The organism is Candidatus Protochlamydia phocaeensis (genome assembly GCF_001545115.1).
GTDB classification, from domain to species: domain Bacteria; phylum Chlamydiota; class Chlamydiia; order Chlamydiales; family Parachlamydiaceae; genus Protochlamydia_A; species Protochlamydia_A phocaeensis.
The window spans coordinates 58015-74567 of record NZ_FCNU01000012.1 but is presented as its reverse complement, the minus strand read 5'-3'; the positions used below and the strand labels follow the sequence as shown (position 1 = coordinate 74567).

Genomic DNA, 16553 nt, shown 5'->3' with positions numbered 1-16553 from the left:
TAATTAGTGTTCTATTAGTTGCCACTCCTCATCCGATAAATCGCTAGAATATTTCTTTCTCATTCAAAATCCTCTCATGAATCCTCATAAAGGATAATTGAAAATAAGGTTTTTTAACAGGCTCTAAGGGAGTGTATTAAACCGCTAATGACTAGATTCGAGTTCTTTTTCCTAGAAAGCGATAGAAAATAGCTGGAAGATCGCTCAATATTGTCCGTTATTTCCTATGTCCCTTAGGGAGAAAATAATCTCCCCTATCAATTATGATGGGTTTTAATACATCCTCTTAGAGGAATGAGAAAGTCGGAGGATGGGCTTGCGATCTTAAGATATTTAAACGCAAATATTGATAAGAGCAATTTAAAAGAATTAAATGCAAAAAATAAAAGCTGACAGTTGCGGTTTTCTGAGAAAAGGATAGGGGAATGGTTTGAAAGTTAAAAGGGGGATAATAAGGTTTGAACACCCAAAAAAATAAAAAAGAGGATGATCTTAAAACAAAGTGAATTTGAGGGCGTTCAGGAGAGGGAGGGCAAAAGCGCTTGGATATAGGGGAAATAAGGCTTTTAGAAGGGAAAGAAGGGGAAGGCTGGGCTGGCGGATTAGGCACATGAAAAGATTGTAAGAAGCTAAAAAAGAGGGAAAAAGAAAGGAGGCCAGCTAATATTAATGAAGCAATTCTAGAATCCATACTTTCCTAAAATGCATTGCCGTCTAATAAGTTGTCCTAATAACCTAGCTTCAAAAGGATTTTCTCATAGGAAAAAAATCTAATTCATTAGCGGTTTTAGGATAGTTTCTCTAAAAAACACTTCTTCCGGCTAAAGCGCGCGCAAGCGTTCCGCCATCTACATAATCAAGCGAACTTCCCATGGGCAAGCCGAAAGCCAACCGCGAAATATGAACAGGATAGGCTGCTAGCTCCTGCTTGAGAAATAAGGAAGTGGCATCTCCTTCTAGAGTAGAATCCAATGCCATGACAATTTCCTTAACATTTAAAGAAATAATACGCTCTTTTAATTTTTTTAAAGATAGCCTATCAGGCCCTCGTCCCTCTAAGGGAGAAAGCAGTCCGCCCAGGACATGATATAAACCTTGATATTCGCCCGTTTCCTCAATTGCAAACACATCTCGTGAAGAAGCAATGACGCAAAGGATCTGCGCATCCCTTCTAGAAGAGTCGCAAAAGACACAGGCTTCTTCCCCCTTTAAGCATCCGCAAATTGAACAATGTTGAAGCTTGTCCTTGGTTGCTTGGATAATATGTCCTAGCTCGCTTAATTGTTCAGTCGGCCATGTTAAAAGATGGAAAGCAAAGCGCTCTGCGCTTTTGTTTCCTACACCGGGCAATTTTTTTAAAACGTGGATAAGCTTTAAAAGGTGGTCTGGATAATGCATATAATCTCTTATTTTAGAGCGTGATTTTAACAGAGAAGTTAGAGGATTGTAAAGAGAATTGTATTAATAAATCTATGGTTTAATAATTTGTTTATTAAGTTTAATGATTTTTTTGTTGATGATTGTTCTATTAAATAATGGATTGGTATAATTAAAATAAATGGATTATTAAAGGAGGTAATAATTATGCCTATTTCTTCTTATAATTCAAATATTCCGCCTGTGTCTACTCCTGATGCGGCACCTCTTACGGGTCCGGAGTCTTCAGTGGAAAAAGCCTCTACTTTATCAGATCAAATAGGTAAGACGGCAAATGGGCGTAGAGTGCAAACCAATTTCAAAAGCGAAACAAAGGAGAGGATAAGGGCGTTCTTTTCGACTATTAAGGAGCAAATCAGCACCTTTTTTGCTAAGGTGGGTCATGCATTGACATTTCCTTTTTCTTCTGCCTCAGAAAATTTAGGGAGCATAAAAGAGGTGCTGAGAAAAATTTTTCCTGCTCTATTTCCTCTTCGAAAAGAGACCTTCGAAAGTGAATTGGGAAAAGAAGCAATTCACAACAGTTTGATAGGTAAAGGAATAAATAATAGCCAAGAAAGGCTGACTAATGGCCAGGAAACTGTTAGCGTCAATGCCCAATTCTATAAGGATTTGAATCGGATGAATATTTATTGGGAAGGAAAGCTCTTAATGACCACGCAAGAAAGAACGGATCCGGACAAGCAATTTGAAGCCTGCAAGAAAATGCAAGATGAATTGGGGGAACAAGGCCTTAAGAATTTAACAGCTTTAATGAACCAGGCCAGCTTGGCAGATGAATTAATAACGCTTATGTCAAAATATGCGGACGATGAAAAAATTGTTGCAGGACTTGGCTTTGAAGGACATGCCTTGGAATATCGGGTTGAAATAACAAAGGATAATCAAGTCAAGCTAAGCATCGTTGTTGATTATGCCTTAGCTGAGAGTGCTAAGGTGAGCGCGTTAAACGATGGAGAAGGGATCAAAACAACTGACCCTGAATATATTGTTTATAAGCGGGAAGTGATGATTTCAAAAGAAGACCTTAATATAAACTGGGCAGACAAAACTGACCAAGGAGATCCTATTACGCCGCAAATAAGTGTCTTTGACCACATTTCAAAGCCCTCTTATTCCTATGAAGAAGCCAAAAAAGCCGTTTCTTAAGATGAGGAAGAAGAGGCAAGCTGCCTTAAACATAAAAGTGTAATGTCATCTGAATAAGGGGCTCCAGCGGTGAAGCGGGACAAATCTTCTAAAATGTGAGAAATAAGCGTGGATAAGGTTTCCTTTTTCCATTCGTGAAGGGATTTGATAAATCTTTCCTCTCCATATAATTCATGATGCGTATTCATTGCCTCTGTAATTCCGTCTGTGTAAAGAATGAGGCAATCTCCTTTGTCCAAAGTCATTTGATGCTGAATATAAGAAGTATTTTCGGAAATGCCTAAAGGGATGCCCTCATAACGGGCAATTTCCTGTATTGATCCATCGGCTTTTAAAAGAAAGGGTGGATTATGTCCTGCATTTGAACAATGGACATGTCCTGTTTTAATATTCAAAATCCCATAAAAAGTTGTCACGAACATGCAAGTGTCATTATCTAAGCATAAAATGCGATTGGCTTCTTTTAAACAATCCTCGGTAGAGGCTCCCTTTAAAGCTGCTGTCCGTATAATGGCCCGGCTCATAGCCATAAAAAGGGCCGCTGGAATCCCCTTTCCCGATACATCGGCAATCAAGAACCCTAACCGTTCGGAATCCAGAGGAAAAAAGTCAAAAAAATCCCCTCCTACATGCTTGGCTGGTATCATTGTTCCTAAGATTTCGAAGCTATCATGGCCGGGAAAAGGTTTAAAGTTGTGAGGAATAATGGATTGTTGAATGTTATAAGCAATAGCCAGTTCTTTCTCCAAATCGGAGAGCATGGCTTGGGCCTCCATTGCTTTCTTCAAAGTTAAGCATTGCTCAAGAGCGTTAAAAATGGTGATTTCTAAATCTTTAAAATCAATAGGTTTAGTAATGAAATCACATGCTCCTCGATTCATGGCTTTGCGAATATTAGACATATCCCCATAGGCCGAAATAATGATGGCTTTAAAAATGCGCTTAAGTTCAGGAAGATGGGAGAGTAAGGCTAAGCCATCCATTTCAGGCATGTTAATATCCGTTAGAATGACATTGATATCCTTGTCTTGATGTAATGTTCGAAGAGCCTCTGCTCCATTTGAAGCAAATACAAATTCTATTTCTTTGGATTTTAGCTGCTTAGCGAATTTTTGTTTAATTAGCAGCTCAATATCTGGCTCGTCATCAACAACAAGAATTTTAGCCATTTCTGTAATCCGTTCAATTTGATTCATGTCTTTCGATAAAATTTAAAATCATTTTTTTTAAATAAGCAAAATTTAAAGGTTTACTAAGAATTTCCTCTGCGCCAAATTCCTTGGCTAATTTGCCGCTTTCTGGATTTTCGTTAGCAATGGCCATATAAATGGGAAGGTGAGGATATTGTTGCTTAATTATTTTCAGAAGTTCGAAACCATTTATTCCGAGCATACTAATATCCGCTAAAATGAAAACAAGGCGAGGATTTAAATTTTTACTTAAATATGATAAAGCCTCTTCCGATGAATGAGCATAATATAAGCTTAGCTGATTCGCTTTAATTTCATTTTTAAACTGTTGATTAAAAAGCAGATGGCTATCTTCTTCGCTATCTACAATTAAGATTTTCAAACAGTTTTTATTCACAGTTACGGACTTGGGTAAAGCATGGCTTTATATACATATTTCTAGTGTATTCTTGGTATAACGTGGATATTTTATAATTTCAATGCTGTTTCTTTCCTGTCGGAAGACTAATGATGAATTCTGCAAATTGTCCGGGCTCTGTTTCGGCAATAAGCGTTCCATTATGTCCTTGTACAATAATGTTATAGCTTAAAGATAGTCCCAGTCCTGTTCCTTCTCCTGTTGGTTTAGTCGTAAAGAATGGAGTAAAAAGTTTGGGAAAGACTTCATAAGGAATGCCTGTTCCATTATCCCATATTTTAATGATCACTAAATCTTGATGATTTTCCGTTGAGACTCGGACAATGGGGGTATAGGGATCTTTAATGGATTTGCTTTTTTGATAAACAGAATAATAAGCATTATTGAGGAGATTGAGAAATACGCGACTCATTTCTTGAGGCACGACGGCAATAGGCGGCAAGGTTGGATCATAGTATTTCTCAATTTTAACGTTAAAGATTGTATTTTGCGCCCGCATGCCATGATAAGATAAAGTAACGTATTCATCTAATAGGGAATTGAGGTTAATTAAGACTTTTTCACCAGGTGTTCCCCTGGAGTGCTGAAGCATATTATAGACGATGCTATCCGCTCTTTTTCCATGTTCTAAAATTTTTCTAATATTAAGTTTTAAAGTTTGGAATAACTCGTCTAATTCCTTAAACTCTTCTTTTGTTATAAGAGAGGACAAGCTGTCTAGATGCTTTCCTATGTCCTGCTGAATATCCAAAGACAGCTCGGCAAAATTATTGATAAAATTTAAAGGGTTTTTAATTTCGTGGGCAATTCCTGCTGTCAACGCACCTAAAGAAGCTAATTTCTCTTGTGTGATCAGTCTGTTTTGCGTTTGCCGCAATTCTTCTATGGTTCTTTCTAGTTGAATATTTTGCAATTCAACTTCTTCTGTGCGCATGGCGACCAGTGTATCAAGATTTTTAACCATATTATCAAGCTGGGACGCCATATCATTAAAAGAAGCCGCTAAACGGCCTATTTCATTGTTTGTAGAGATATCTATACGTTGCGATAAGTCTCCTGCTGCCATTAAACGCGTTTTTTTTGTTAAAACTAAAAGCGGGTGGGTAATATTTCTGGCTACATTAGAGGCCATTAAGATAACGATGATAGCAGTTGTAATGGCCAGAATCCAAGAAGAGTACTTAAGTTGGTTAATGGGGGCCAAAAGCTCATTCATATCCATTTTGGTGATAATTCCCCAATGGAGAGACGGCTCAAAATGCCTTCCCACCATTAAAGTCGCTTTGTTTCTATAATCAACAACTTGAGCGACTAATCTTTTTCCTTCGAGCACGCGTTGAATAAACTGGCCGAAAGAGCTATTGGACTCTACTTCATGAATGGCGCTCATATCCCTTAAATGGCGCAGTGGAGTGATCGTTAAAATTTCAGAGCCGTCTTGATCGACTAAAAGTGTTTCTCCTGTCTCTCCTAAGCCATTATAATCTTCTACAAGGTTATAAATGGCCGTATTATCTATTTGGGCTAATAGAACTCCCATAATATTATTTTGCTCGATAAGCGGAGTGGCAATATAGGAAGAGGGTGAAGCGGGTAGAGGCGAATAAATAAGCGGGGAAATTTCGCTTTCCAATAGGTCTCGGGCATTTAAAAAGATTGTGCTTAATTCTTTAATGGGATAACGCGGATCCGATAAATTGGAACCCACTCTTATTAGAGAAGGAAAGGCCGAGAAAACAATTTCTCCCTCTTTGGTTACTAAAAAAAGATTGCGATATCCAAGCGTTTCCGCCTCAAAGGTGAAAATGGGGCGATACAGTTTTTCTTCCGCTCTATATTCAGAAGAATCTTGCCCATATTTAGCTAAAGCTGTTGCAAAATCTTTAATCGCCTTTGGAATAATTGTTCCCCTAGCCAGAGAAGCGGTACTGCGCTCTTTTTCATGAAAATAGTTCTCAATTAATTGAGCTTGGCGCAGGCTTAGAGCCTGTAAATGATTAGTCGCCTGCTTTAATATAATTTTTTTGGAGACTTCATAAGAAATGAATGTCGTCCATCCTAAAGGAAGAAAAGCAATAAGGAAAAACCATAGAATCAATTGAGTGTGGAGGCTTTGATTGTATAGAAAAGATTTCGATCGAAGCATAAGGATTTAACTGCAAGCTAGGGATTCTTGTTGTATAGTTTTTCTGTTAACTCCTTCCATTCTTCTTGGGAATGATAGATTTGAAAAGGAGTTGGGCGAATTGGCGATTTGGAAGTCCAAATAATGTCGAATTGCTTATCTGGCCCGACTTTGCCAATGCGAATATGCCTCCAGGCATGAAGCCCTCTGACATCCATGAAAACAGGCCCCTCTGGGGCATCTATCAGCATGCTATCAAAAATATATCTCAAAGAGCGAATATCCGTTGTTTGAGCCTCTCTAACAGCTTGTGCCCATAAATTAATGCCAAGATAGCTTGCTTCCGACGTGCTATCTACATGTTTGGATTGAGAAAATTTTAAAAAATTAGGAACAAATTGATGATTAAGTGGATTGTCAATAGATTCAAAGTAATTCCATGTCGCATAATTTCCAACTACATCAGCGCTATCTATATTTTCTAAAAGCACTTCAGTTAAGGTAAACGAGAAGGTAGGTGTTTTTTCGGCTGTAATGCCCGCTTCTTTTAATTTTTTGAAAAAGAGGGCATTTTCATTGCCTATTAAAGAACATAATATCACATCCGGCTTGGCTTTCAGAATGGCTTGAACAATGGAGTCCAGCTTGTCTTCATGAAGCGGGGCAAATATTTCGCCAACGATTTTTCCCGAAGATAAAGCGATTTGATCTTTAGCCAATACATGAATGATGTGAGAATTCATCATATCTGATCCCACTAAGAAAAAATGCTGCCCGATATGCTGCATGCAATAAGCGATTGTTGGAGCGACTTGCTGATTGAGCGATATGCCAATCCAGATAAGATGTGGAGAGCTGATAATGCCATCGTATTGAAAGGGGTTGATTAATAAATGCTGGTGTTTTTCTATCAATTCTTTAATTGCATAGTAGCCCCGATGCGTCCATCCTCCGAAGATGGCCGCTACTTTTTCCTCTAGAATTAAGGACTCGATGCCTTTTTCCGTTGATTCCCATTCAGATTGGGCATCGCGAATCACAGGTAAAATTTTTCTTCCAAGGATGCCTCCTTTCTGATTAATTTCATCGATTGCCATTAAAGCTGCCTGCAAAGCGGGAGTCTCTTTGTTTGATCGAAATCCACTGGTTGAATAAAGAAGACCGACTTTAAAGGGGGGAAGAGGAGAGGAGAAAAAATGGAAATCAAATAAAAAAATACTAATTTGAAGGAGAATCAATAAAATAAATAGGATTGCAAGGAGCAGTTTCATATGTGAATAATAATTTGGTATGTAGATATTATCATGTATATATTATAAAGAATCGTTTCTCCCAAATATAAATGGCTTAAAGCCCAAACAATTCGATGACCTTTTCTTAGAGAATAGAAATGAATAGGTTGTTCGTTAAATAACTTATAAGCTTGCATTTGAGGTTATTCTCTCCCTAGAAGGCGCTCTTGCTTCCTAGAGAAAAGAACGCGAATTAAGCCATTAGCAATCCATTCTCTTCAATTTACCATACACAACTTAAACTTTAATTTTGAGTAAGGACAAGACCTAGCGTAGGGCTGCCTTTCGTTTAGTCCGCTTATCCAAATTGAGATAACTTATTTTGAATGATTTAAAATAATTAAATAAATTTTACCGGCCCGCGAGACTTCTTATTTATTTAGACGTTTGCTATACTAAACGCCTCTTTAGAGAATGGACTGTAAGGAAATAGACATGACAAGTCGTTTAATAGCGCGCATAACGGGTTTAGGCTCTTATCTTCCCGAACGTATTTTGGCGAATAAAGATTTAGAAAAAATGGTAGATACAAACGATGAGTGGATTGTATCTCGAACCGGAATGCGCGAGCGGCGATTAGCTGCGCCCGATGAATTTCCTTCAGATATGGGAGCGCAGGCTGCCCAAAAAGCTTTAAAATCAGCGGGATTGCAAGTCGATCAGTTAGATATGATTATTGTCGCAACAATGAGTCCCGATTACATTTCTCCCAGTACAGCTAATTTAATACAGGCAAAAATAGGGGCGCGGCAAGCAGCTGCAATGGATATTCAAGCGGCTTGCTCAGGGTTTCTTTATGGCTTATCCTTAGCAAAAGCCTATATAGAATCAAAAATTTATCGAAACGTGCTCGTTGTGGCAAGTGAGAAAATGTCCGCATTTATTGATTATCAAGATCGTTCCACTTGCGTTTTATTCGGGGATGGAGCGGCGGCGGCCATCATTGCAGCTGAGGGAGAAGGCTTAAGTATTGATGCGATCTGTCTTGGGGCAGACGGGGAATTAGCCAATTTGGTTCTTATTCCAGCCGGAGGATCGCGGCATCCCGCTTCTCATGAAACAATTTCTGAAAGGCTGCATTATTTTAAAATGACAGGCAATGAAGTTTTTAAGCATGCGGTCAGGCGCATGAGCGCTGCAGCGCGCGATTGCTTGAATCAAGCCGGACTGGAGGAGACCGATGTCAGCTGGCTGGTCCCTCATCAAGCCAATAAGCGAATTATTGATGCGATTGCTAAAAATTTTAATATTCCCGAAGCAAAAGTCTATCAGACTGTTCATAAATATGGTAATACTTCAGCTTCCAGCATTGCCATTGCTTTAGACGAACTCATGCAAGAGCAAGAATTTGAAGAGGGAGAACATCTCCTGCTAACAGCATTTGGAGGCGGATTAACCTGGGGGGCTTCCATCCTCACCAAAGTGACAGGATAAAAGTATGGATAAAAAAAGTTATCGTCGCATTGCCTTTATTTTTCCTGGACAGGGAGCGCAATACCCTGGAATGGTTCAGGATTTTGTTAATAATTTTTCTGCTGCCCGTTTAGCATTGGAAGAAGCTGATGACCTTCTAAAGCGTTCGCTATCTTCCCTTATTTTAAATGGTCCGGAAGATCTTTTAACTCAAACAAGAAATAGCCAAGCAGGCATTTATGTGGCAAGCATGGCCATTTGGCGCGTTGTTCAAGAACTCCATGATCTTAAACCCTTTGCATGTGCAGGATTAAGTTTAGGGGAGTACTCGGCTTTAACAGCCGGAGAGTGGCTACCTTTTCGGCATGCCCTTCCTCTTGTCGATCACAGAGGGGAATTTATGAATGCGGCCTGCGAAGAAACAAAGGGAACAATGGCTGTTGTCGTCGGGCTTGAAAATGCTGTAGTAGAAGACTGTGTGAAAGAAGTCAATCTTCCCCATGATTTATGGATTGCGAATTATAACTGCCCCGGCCAAATTGTCCTCTCAGGGACTATGAAGGGAATCGAAGCCGGAAGCGAAGCTGTAAAAGCGCGGGGAGCCAAGCGTGTGCTTCCCTTGCAAGTCCATGGAGCTTTTCACAGTGGTCTCATGCGCCCGGCAGAAGAGCGTCTTGCTCCTTTTATTGAGAGCGTTCCCCTTGAAAAAGGCTCATCCCAGCTTGTCATGAATGTTCCGGGGGACTTTGTCCAAGATCTGCCAGCCGTGCGGCGCAATTTGATCAAACAAGTCACTAGTTCTGTCCGTTGGGAACAAGGAATTCGAGCCATGGATAAGCAAGGAGTCGATTTGTTCATCGAGTTTGGTCCGGGCAAAACATTGGCGGGAATGAATAAACGCATGGGTATCAATGCGCAAACAATTACCATTGAGAAAGTGGAAGATTTAGACATTTTAACGAAATTGGAAAAAGAGGGCGAGTTAGAATGAAGCAATTAACGGATCAAATCGCTGTTGTCACCGGAGGGAATGCCGGAATTGGAAAAGCCATTGCTTTAAAGCTGGCTGAGCTAGGGGCAAAAGTTGCCATTTTCGGAACAAATGCAGAAACGGGGGCAGCTGTTTTAGCAGAAATTCAAGCCCTTTCCACAGGAAAAGAAGCGCGTTTTTATCAAGTCGATGTGGCTAAAACGTCAGCTGTAGAGGAAGCAATTAAGAGAGTGACTGAGGAAATGGGGGCGATTGATATTCTCGTCAATAATGCCGGAATTACGGCCGATCAGCTCTTGATGAAGATGTCAGAAGAAGAATGGGATCGTGTGCTGAACATCAATTTAAAATCTTGCTACAATACTTGCCATGCAGTTATTCGTGCGATGATGAAGGCCAAAAAAGGACGGATTATCAATATTAGCTCAGTTGTCGGATTGATGGGGAATGCCGGCCAGGTTAACTATGCGGCTTCCAAAGCCGGCATGATCGGATTTACAAAAGCCTTGGCAAAAGAGGTCGCTTCAAGAGGTATTTTAGTGAACTGCATAGCGCCCGGCTTTATCTGCACAAAAATGACCGAATCTCTGTCCGATAGTCAAAAAGAGGCCATTCTTAAAGATATTCCACTTGGATATATGGGAGAGCCAACTGATATTGCCAATTTAGTTTGTTTCTTGGCAAGTCCGCTTGCCAATTATATAACTGGGCAAGTTATTGCTGTCGATGGGGGAATGACAATGTAACTTTATATAGGGCTTGCAATTAATAAATTAATCGAATTTGTTGATTTAAAATCCCTATTTTTAAGAAAATATTCCATTCCAATGTATTATTGAACATAAGGCTAATTTAAACCAGCAGTCTTCTTTGCCAAAGTAAAGAGAGACTTAACTAGAAGGAAATTATATGTCCATTGAACAAGAAGTCATTGATATAGTTGTTGAGCAACTAGGTGTAGACAAGGATGATGTCACACCAGATAAATCTTTTGTCGAAGATTTAAACGCCGATTCATTAGATTTGACAGAGCTCATTATGACATTTGAGGAGCGTTTTGGCTGCGAGATTTCACAAGAAGATGCAGAAAAGTTAAAAACCGTTCGCGATGTAATTAACTATCTAGAAAAGCGCAAAGCGCAGTAATTCTTCCTTAATTGTTAAAGGAAATTGGCTATTTGATCGTTTGCTCTGCTGACAGTCGATCGACTGTCAGTCAAGAGCAAAATAAGTCGCTTATTTTCTATCGTCTTCGCGAATTCAAACCGCTTCTTTAGCTTTTCTATCCCTCTCAAAAAATGTTTGATCTTTGTTTGTTATCGAAGGTAATTTCTAGTTTGTTTTTAATAAGCTTTTATTAATAATTTAATGGAGATGAATATAAATTTAAAAAAGGTGAAAAATGAATAATATAGATGGAGTAAGTAGAAAAAAATACTATGATGCGCCTCTAGAAAGCGAATTGATAAATAAAGCTTTGCCGCCTGACATTTTTATTATACTTTTCTCGCGTTTCAATTATCAAGAGCTGCATTCTGCCAGTAAGGTCAACCATTCTTGGCGAGAGGTGTCAAAATATATAGTCGAGCATCAAGAACTTCCCAAAGCAGATAAAGAATTAGAAAGAATTAAAACTGTCTTAGATCAAGACGAACAAGCGGGAGCTCTTAGGAGACTGGCCTTGAGATTGTTGGGATTTGACCTCATTGATAAATCTATAGAAGTTGCCCATATGATACCTAAGCCCTTTTCTAAAACGCTGGCTTTAAAGCATATCATGTTAAATTTATTTCAAAGAGGCAAAATTGGCATTAACAGGGCAATAGAAATGGCTCATATGCTACCTAATCCTCAAGATAAATTAATGGCGTTTAAAGAGTTGGCAATCAGTTTGAAGAATAAGGGAGCGCCTAATACAGAGATAGAAATTCTGACAAAGCACTATAATGAATTTACTCAAGCTATGGTTGTCTCGACTAGAATGCCGGTTGTAAACCGTATAAATGAACAAGAAATCACGAATGTGAGAAGGGATGACAGGCAGTCTGGATCTTCTAGTAGGCTCAAACGCATTCAAATAATGTGCCGCCAGCTTTTTCGAGAAAAAAAATAAACCTTTTATAGGTTTGATAGAGTTAAATTTTGACTTGTTTCTAATTTAAAGTCATTGCATTTTTTCTAGAGTGAAAGACCCTCGAATGTTGTCCTTAGATTTCATTTAAACGGGTAAACTTTTCCACATTTCTAAGAAAATTGGGCAGTAAATCAGACATATTTGAGATCGTGGACAGTGTCTTAAGCTACGCTTCCACATCCGGCTACTGCCCATGCGCCGCTCGATAAGGTATCTTAAGATTCAATTTTAGTTAAAAGGATGCCTTTTATTTAAGCGGAAATTATTTTTTTTTGATTTTTTTAAATTTTATGTTCTTTAATTTGGTTAAATTTATTTTTTATTTAAATTTTACTAAAATAAATATTAAACATTATTCAGAAAATCCAAGCTTATCCTTGATAATTTTATGATGATCTGTATGATTGAGCGATGGGTCTGAGGGCTTGTTTTCAAATTGCTAATAACCTAGATTCAAGTTTTTTTCACTCAACCTGACTGAGAAATAATCTGGAATCTAGGCATTATGAATTGGGAGACACGCTTTCAGGATTTAAAGAAATAAATAGTCAAGAGTGTGAATCGTTTATGCTCTTAATAAGTCTCATATTGATATTTCATACTGATATAAGTGCGGTCATGGTATTACCACAAAGAATGAACAGGCAAGGATAAAACGATGAATATTTATTTTATTTCGGCCTTTCTTGGCTATTTTGCCCTCCTCTTATTAATAGGATTGATAGCGCATAAAAAGCATACATCTTCTGCCGATTTTATCATGGGAAATCGTTCAATGAGCTTTTGGCTGGTCTCTTTATCGGCTCATGCAAGCGATATGAGCGCTTGGTTATTCATGGGATTGCCGATGTCTGTTTTTTTATTAGGCCTGTCGCAAGCGTGGATTGCCATCGGTTTGGTTATTGGAATGTATTTAAATTGGCAATGGATAGCTCCGCGTCTCAGAATCCAAACAGAGCTATATGGTTGTTACACTTTATCTTCTTTTTTTGAAAAACGCTTGAATGATACATCAGGGCGAATTCGATTGATCAGTGCTATTATCCTTATCATCTTTCTTACTCATTATTTATCTGCAGGGATGATTGGGATAGGAACTTTATTAGAATCCTTATTCGGACTTAATTATTATTTTGGATTAATTCTCACCTTATGCGTTGTCGTTGCCTATACATTTGTTGGTGGGTTTGTGGCTGTCGCTTGGACAGACCTTTTTCAAGGCTTGTTTTTACTTCTTGTGATTGTTTGCGTTCCGCTTTTGGCTTTTTTTAAATTAGAGGGAATAGATCAGATCTCACAAGTCGCTTTAGGCAAGGGAATTGGTTTCTCATTGTTGCCGGATAATGATCCTTTGGCTTTTCTAACAATGTTTTTGTTAGCGTTTAGCTGGGGGGTAGGCTATTTTGGCATGCCTCACGTGATTACCAAATTTATGAGTATTAAAGAGGTTTCCGAACTGAATAAATCCAAATGGCTCGGAATAGGATGGCAGATCATTGTGCTTTCTGCTGCGATTTTGGTTGGTGTTGTTGCCATCGCTTTTTTTCCCAATGGGCTTGAAAATCCTCAAATGATATTTGTTGAGATGGTAAAAGGGATTTTTCATCCCTTTATAGCAGGCTTTATTTTATGCGCTGTTTTAGCTGCCAGCTTATCTACGATGGACTCGCAAATACTTGTCTGCGCATCGGTTATTAGCGAAGACTTGTATGCCATGTTTGCCAAACAGGAGAAAGCCTCCGACAAGCAGCTATTGATTTCCCGGCTTGGGGTTGTACTCGTTTCTTTCGTAGCGTTGGGGTTGGCTTTAAATAAAAGCGCGACGATAATGGATACGGTTAGTTATTCCTGGGCTGGTTTAGGAAGCGCTTTTGGCCCTTTAGTGATTGTATCCCTTTATTCCAAAAGAATTAATCGCTATGGTGCAATGGCAGGTATGCTTATTGGCGCTGTTGTTGCGATGGGATGGTCTTATCTTAATTCGCTTATCTGGGAGTATACAATTCCAGCTATGATTCCTGGCTTTGCTTGCAATTTAATTTCTATTTATCTCATTTCTTACCTGATGCCGGATAGCAATGCCGGTAAAATTAAAATGCCTGCAGGGGAAGAGAGTGATCAAATGGCTATAGAAAAGATTATTTAGAGAAAGATAGAACAGGCTAATGAGAAATTAGCCTGTCCCTTGTTGGAAGATTAATCTGTTTCGATGAAGTCCTCGTTTTCATCATAATAGCCCTTTTTGACTTCCTTTGTATCCATGTTCGTAATGGTAGCTGGGCCTGACGAACAGCCTTGCTCGAAAGAGCCTTCAATTATTTCCCTAGCCTCATAATTTATAAGTTTACCTTGTCCATCCGGCACACCGTTCTGAATCTGTCCTTCATAGATACAATTAAGAGTAGTTAATCTTATTGTTCCTTTACCGTTTAGAAAAGCAATATCTTTCATTTCTTTAGGAGGAGGGCTAAATGTAAACGTACGTGTAAGAATGTTATCCTCTTCTTCATTTATAATGAGTTCTTGATCTTCATTGGTATTTAATGACACCATCAAGTGACCAGATTTCTGCTGGCCTTCCCATATAAAGTTTTCTTCACCCTCAACAAACTTGCCTTCTATGAATCTTCCGCTTGCTTTAATAGTCAACTGAACGCTTTCTCCGTCACATTCAAAAATATGAGAAGATTCAATTTTGCCTAATCCATGAGGATTGTTATTTTCTACTTCACCCTCATATATCGAATTATTTCTGGGATCGGAAATAATACCTTTGCGAAATATGCCGTTATTAAATTGGCCTTTGCATACTCTTCCATCCCTTAATCTGAGAAAGCCTTCTTTTAAATTACCCCTATCAAAAAAGCCAGCCATCTTAACTTCAATGTTGCCATCCACCAATTCCAGAAACTTGCCCCTTCCATGGGGCCTTCCCTTTCTAAATTCCCCTTTATACTCTAAATCAAAAGATTGCGAAATCTCTTTGCTATTCCAATATTTAATGCTTCCCGAACCTGTTGCATAACCCTGGATAAATTTTCCTTCGAAAAGGCGATTTCCTTCGTTAAAGAATCCCTGCCTAAGAATATTATCTTCAAACTTTCCATCAACGGCCAACAATTCCTTGCCGTTGTCGATAAGGCTTATATAGCCCTTTCCATTGAGTTTTCCATTTTTGATTTTCCCTCGGTAAATGCATTTGTTAGGCCAGACAATAGTAAAAGTGCCGTTTAATTGCTCTAAAGGTGTTCTAATTTGCTTTTTGCCTTCCGCATCCCATATGATCCCTGTCTTTAAAAAATCATTTAAGGAGAGGGAAGAATCCTGCTCTAATATCTCTTGCAGGAGAAAAGAGAAAATATCAGAGCTTAATTTATCAAAATTATAGCCATCTTCTTCGTCTTCTTCTTCGTCTTCAAAGCTTGAAACAGAATCCAAGTCATTTTCATAGTTCCATTCTTCTGATTGAACAGGAGTCCCGTTATCGATAGAGCCGGTCTCCGATGTCGATCTGCTAATAGTCGATGGAGGAGTTGAAAGAAGAGAGAGAGGGGGAGGAACAATAACAGGGGAGGAAGGCAGAGGTGAAAGGGGGGAAGGATCCGTTGATGGTTTAGAGGACTGTTCTTCTTGAGTTGGCTTAGGAAGGGGTTGCGGATCAGTATTCGTTAGGGGTTGCGGAATGCCTTTCGGTAAAGGAGGTTGTGTTATTGAGTCTATTGGATCCGTATTGCCTGAATTTGTCAGCGGATCTGTCGAAGAAGGCCTAGAAATAATCGGAAGAGGTTGATTTAATTGGGGTTGTTCCTCTGGTTGATGCAGAAGGGGTTTGGTTGCCCCATTTATTCTTTCAAGGATTCTCTGATTCTGATTAATAATAAAAGAAATTGTTCTCCAAGTCAGCTGAAAGCTTTTATGCAATAAAGGAATTAATCCAGGCGACATGGCTAATTGATGGACAGAGGAAGGAAGAGAAGAAGGTTGGCCCTCTGTTGTGGAATATATATTAGAAGACTCAGGGGCTGTTAGAGGTGGCTGAGAAGTTTTGCAAATTTTCTCAAAAAAATTTCCGGTTTCCTGCACACTATATGAAATGAGTCTCCAGGATCGTCCAAAGCACTCATGTATCGTTTGAACTAAGCCTATGGGCTGTTGAGGAAGCCTATCTGTATTAGCTTGAAGAGCTATTCTGGTCATAAAACCCCTTTAAACTTAAATTGCATGCCTTACTAGAAAGAAATAATAAACGTGATAACTTGATTTTGCCTATGGAATAAACAAAATAGTAAAAAAACATTAAACTTTTAAAGCGACGATTTTTCGGAAATGTTTTTTTTAAATAAAAAAATAATAGAGAGGGATTTAGCTCCGTTAGGTATAAAAAGACGAACTTTTCTTTTATGT

14 protein-coding genes are annotated in these 16553 nt (G+C 38.9%); 7 read left to right on the top strand and 7 right to left on the bottom strand.

The genetic code is table 11. The features are described 5' to 3' along the window. Window positions 1-286: 286 nt before the first annotated feature. Window positions 287-691, bottom strand: a complete 405-nt coding sequence (locus BN3769_RS05680) for a hypothetical protein (RefSeq protein WP_068468484.1) — start codon at window positions 689-691, stop codon at window positions 287-289. A 110-nt stretch (window positions 692-801) separates the two neighbouring features. Then, window positions 802-1398, bottom strand: coding sequence for a recombination mediator RecR (gene recR, locus BN3769_RS05675; protein ID WP_068468483.1), 597 nt, complete (start codon window positions 1396-1398; stop codon window positions 802-804). Window positions 1399-1584: 186 nt separating this feature from the next. Here recR and BN3769_RS05670 point away from each other — a divergent pair, with 186 nt between their 5' ends. Beyond that, window positions 1585-2586, top strand: a complete 1002-nt coding sequence (locus BN3769_RS05670) for a hypothetical protein (protein WP_068468480.1) — start codon at window positions 1585-1587, stop codon at window positions 2584-2586. Here the strand turns inward: BN3769_RS05670 and BN3769_RS05665 are convergent. The 4 genes from BN3769_RS05665 to BN3769_RS05650 form a co-directional block, all read right to left on the bottom strand. Continuing rightward, window positions 2583-3782 (bottom strand): PP2C family protein-serine/threonine phosphatase, encoded by a 1200-nt coding sequence (locus BN3769_RS05665; RefSeq protein ID WP_228840628.1) that lies wholly within the window; start codon window positions 3780-3782, stop codon window positions 2583-2585. The two genes, BN3769_RS05670 and BN3769_RS05665, sit on opposite strands and share 4 nt — an antisense overlap. Beyond that, window positions 3769-4173 (bottom strand): response regulator, encoded by a 405-nt coding sequence (locus BN3769_RS05660; RefSeq protein WP_068468479.1) that lies wholly within the window; start codon window positions 4171-4173, stop codon window positions 3769-3771. Before BN3769_RS05660 ends, BN3769_RS05665 begins: the two co-directional genes overlap by 14 nt. A 79-nt stretch (window positions 4174-4252) precedes the next feature. After that, window positions 4253-6340: a sensor histidine kinase gene (locus BN3769_RS05655; RefSeq protein ID WP_068468477.1), complete on the bottom strand. Its 2088-nt coding sequence runs from the start codon at window positions 6338-6340 to the stop codon at window positions 4253-4255. A gap of 17 nt (window positions 6341-6357) precedes the next feature. Beyond that, the gene (locus BN3769_RS05650; RefSeq protein ID WP_068468475.1) at window positions 6358-7590 is read right to left on the bottom strand and encodes a transporter substrate-binding protein; all 1233 of its coding nucleotides are present in this window, start codon (window positions 7588-7590) and stop codon (window positions 6358-6360) included. A 456-nt stretch (window positions 7591-8046) separates the two neighbouring features. On the opposite strand from BN3769_RS05650, the gene BN3769_RS05645 reads away from it, so the two are divergent. From BN3769_RS05645 to BN3769_RS05620, 6 genes are all read left to right on the top strand, one after another. Beyond that, on the top strand, window positions 8047-9045 hold the full coding sequence (locus tag BN3769_RS05645; protein WP_068468473.1) for a beta-ketoacyl-ACP synthase III: 999 nt from the start codon (window positions 8047-8049) through the stop codon (window positions 9043-9045). A 4-nt stretch (window positions 9046-9049) separates the two neighbouring features. Beyond that, window positions 9050-10015: an ACP S-malonyltransferase gene (gene fabD, locus BN3769_RS05640; RefSeq protein WP_068468471.1), complete on the top strand. Its 966-nt coding sequence runs from the start codon at window positions 9050-9052 to the stop codon at window positions 10013-10015. Further along, window positions 10012-10761, top strand: coding sequence for a 3-oxoacyl-ACP reductase FabG (fabG, locus tag BN3769_RS05635; protein ID WP_068468469.1), 750 nt, complete (start codon window positions 10012-10014; stop codon window positions 10759-10761). Before fabD ends, fabG begins: the two co-directional genes overlap by 4 nt. A gap of 163 nt (window positions 10762-10924) precedes the next feature. After that, entirely contained in the window at window positions 10925-11161 is a 237-nt protein-coding gene (gene acpP / locus BN3769_RS05630; protein ID WP_068468467.1) for an acyl carrier protein, read from the top strand. A gap of 256 nt (window positions 11162-11417) precedes the next feature. Beyond that, the gene (locus BN3769_RS05625) at window positions 11418-12128 is read left to right on the top strand and encodes an F-box protein (protein WP_068468465.1); all 711 of its coding nucleotides are present in this window, start codon (window positions 11418-11420) and stop codon (window positions 12126-12128) included. Between the two features lie 679 nt (window positions 12129-12807). Then, window positions 12808-14295 (top strand): sodium/proline symporter, encoded by a 1488-nt coding sequence (locus BN3769_RS05620; protein WP_079989421.1) that lies wholly within the window; start codon window positions 12808-12810, stop codon window positions 14293-14295. Window positions 14296-14345: 50 nt separating this feature from the next. Here the strand turns inward: BN3769_RS05620 and BN3769_RS05615 are convergent, their stop codons facing one another. Continuing rightward, the gene (locus tag BN3769_RS05615; RefSeq protein ID WP_068468463.1) at window positions 14346-16346 is read right to left on the bottom strand and encodes an MORN repeat-containing protein; all 2001 of its coding nucleotides are present in this window, start codon (window positions 16344-16346) and stop codon (window positions 14346-14348) included. Window positions 16347-16553: the final 207 nt, after the last annotated feature.

Excerpts from the sequence above, each read along its gene's own strand:
- BN3769_RS05680 (WP_068468484.1), bottom strand. The coding sequence starts at position 691 with ATGGATTCTAGAATTGCTTCATTAATATTAGCTGGCCTCCTTTCTTTT.
- recR (WP_068468483.1), bottom strand. The coding sequence starts at position 1,398 with ATGCATTATCCAGACCACCTTTTAAAGCTTATCCACGTTTTAAAAAAA.
- BN3769_RS05670 (WP_068468480.1), top strand. The coding sequence starts at position 1,585 with ATGCCTATTTCTTCTTATAATTCAAATATTCCGCCTGTGTCTACTCCT.
- BN3769_RS05665 (WP_228840628.1), bottom strand. The coding sequence starts at position 3,782 with ATGAATCAAATTGAACGGATTACAGAAATGGCTAAAATTCTTGTTGTT.
- BN3769_RS05655 (WP_068468477.1), bottom strand. The coding sequence starts at position 6,340 with ATGCTTCGATCGAAATCTTTTCTATACAATCAAAGCCTCCACACTCAA.
- BN3769_RS05650 (WP_068468475.1), bottom strand. The coding sequence starts at position 7,590 with ATGAAACTGCTCCTTGCAATCCTATTTATTTTATTGATTCTCCTTCAA.
- BN3769_RS05645 (WP_068468473.1), top strand. The coding sequence starts at position 8,047 with ATGACAAGTCGTTTAATAGCGCGCATAACGGGTTTAGGCTCTTATCTT.
- fabD (WP_068468471.1), top strand. The coding sequence starts at position 9,050 with ATGGATAAAAAAAGTTATCGTCGCATTGCCTTTATTTTTCCTGGACAG.
- fabG (WP_068468469.1), top strand. The coding sequence starts at position 10,012 with ATGAAGCAATTAACGGATCAAATCGCTGTTGTCACCGGAGGGAATGCC.
- acpP (WP_068468467.1), top strand. The coding sequence starts at position 10,925 with ATGTCCATTGAACAAGAAGTCATTGATATAGTTGTTGAGCAACTAGGT.
- BN3769_RS05625 (WP_068468465.1), top strand. The coding sequence starts at position 11,418 with ATGAATAATATAGATGGAGTAAGTAGAAAAAAATACTATGATGCGCCT.
- BN3769_RS05620 (WP_079989421.1), top strand. The coding sequence starts at position 12,808 with ATGAATATTTATTTTATTTCGGCCTTTCTTGGCTATTTTGCCCTCCTC.
- BN3769_RS05615 (WP_068468463.1), bottom strand. The coding sequence starts at position 16,346 with ATGACCAGAATAGCTCTTCAAGCTAATACAGATAGGCTTCCTCAACAG.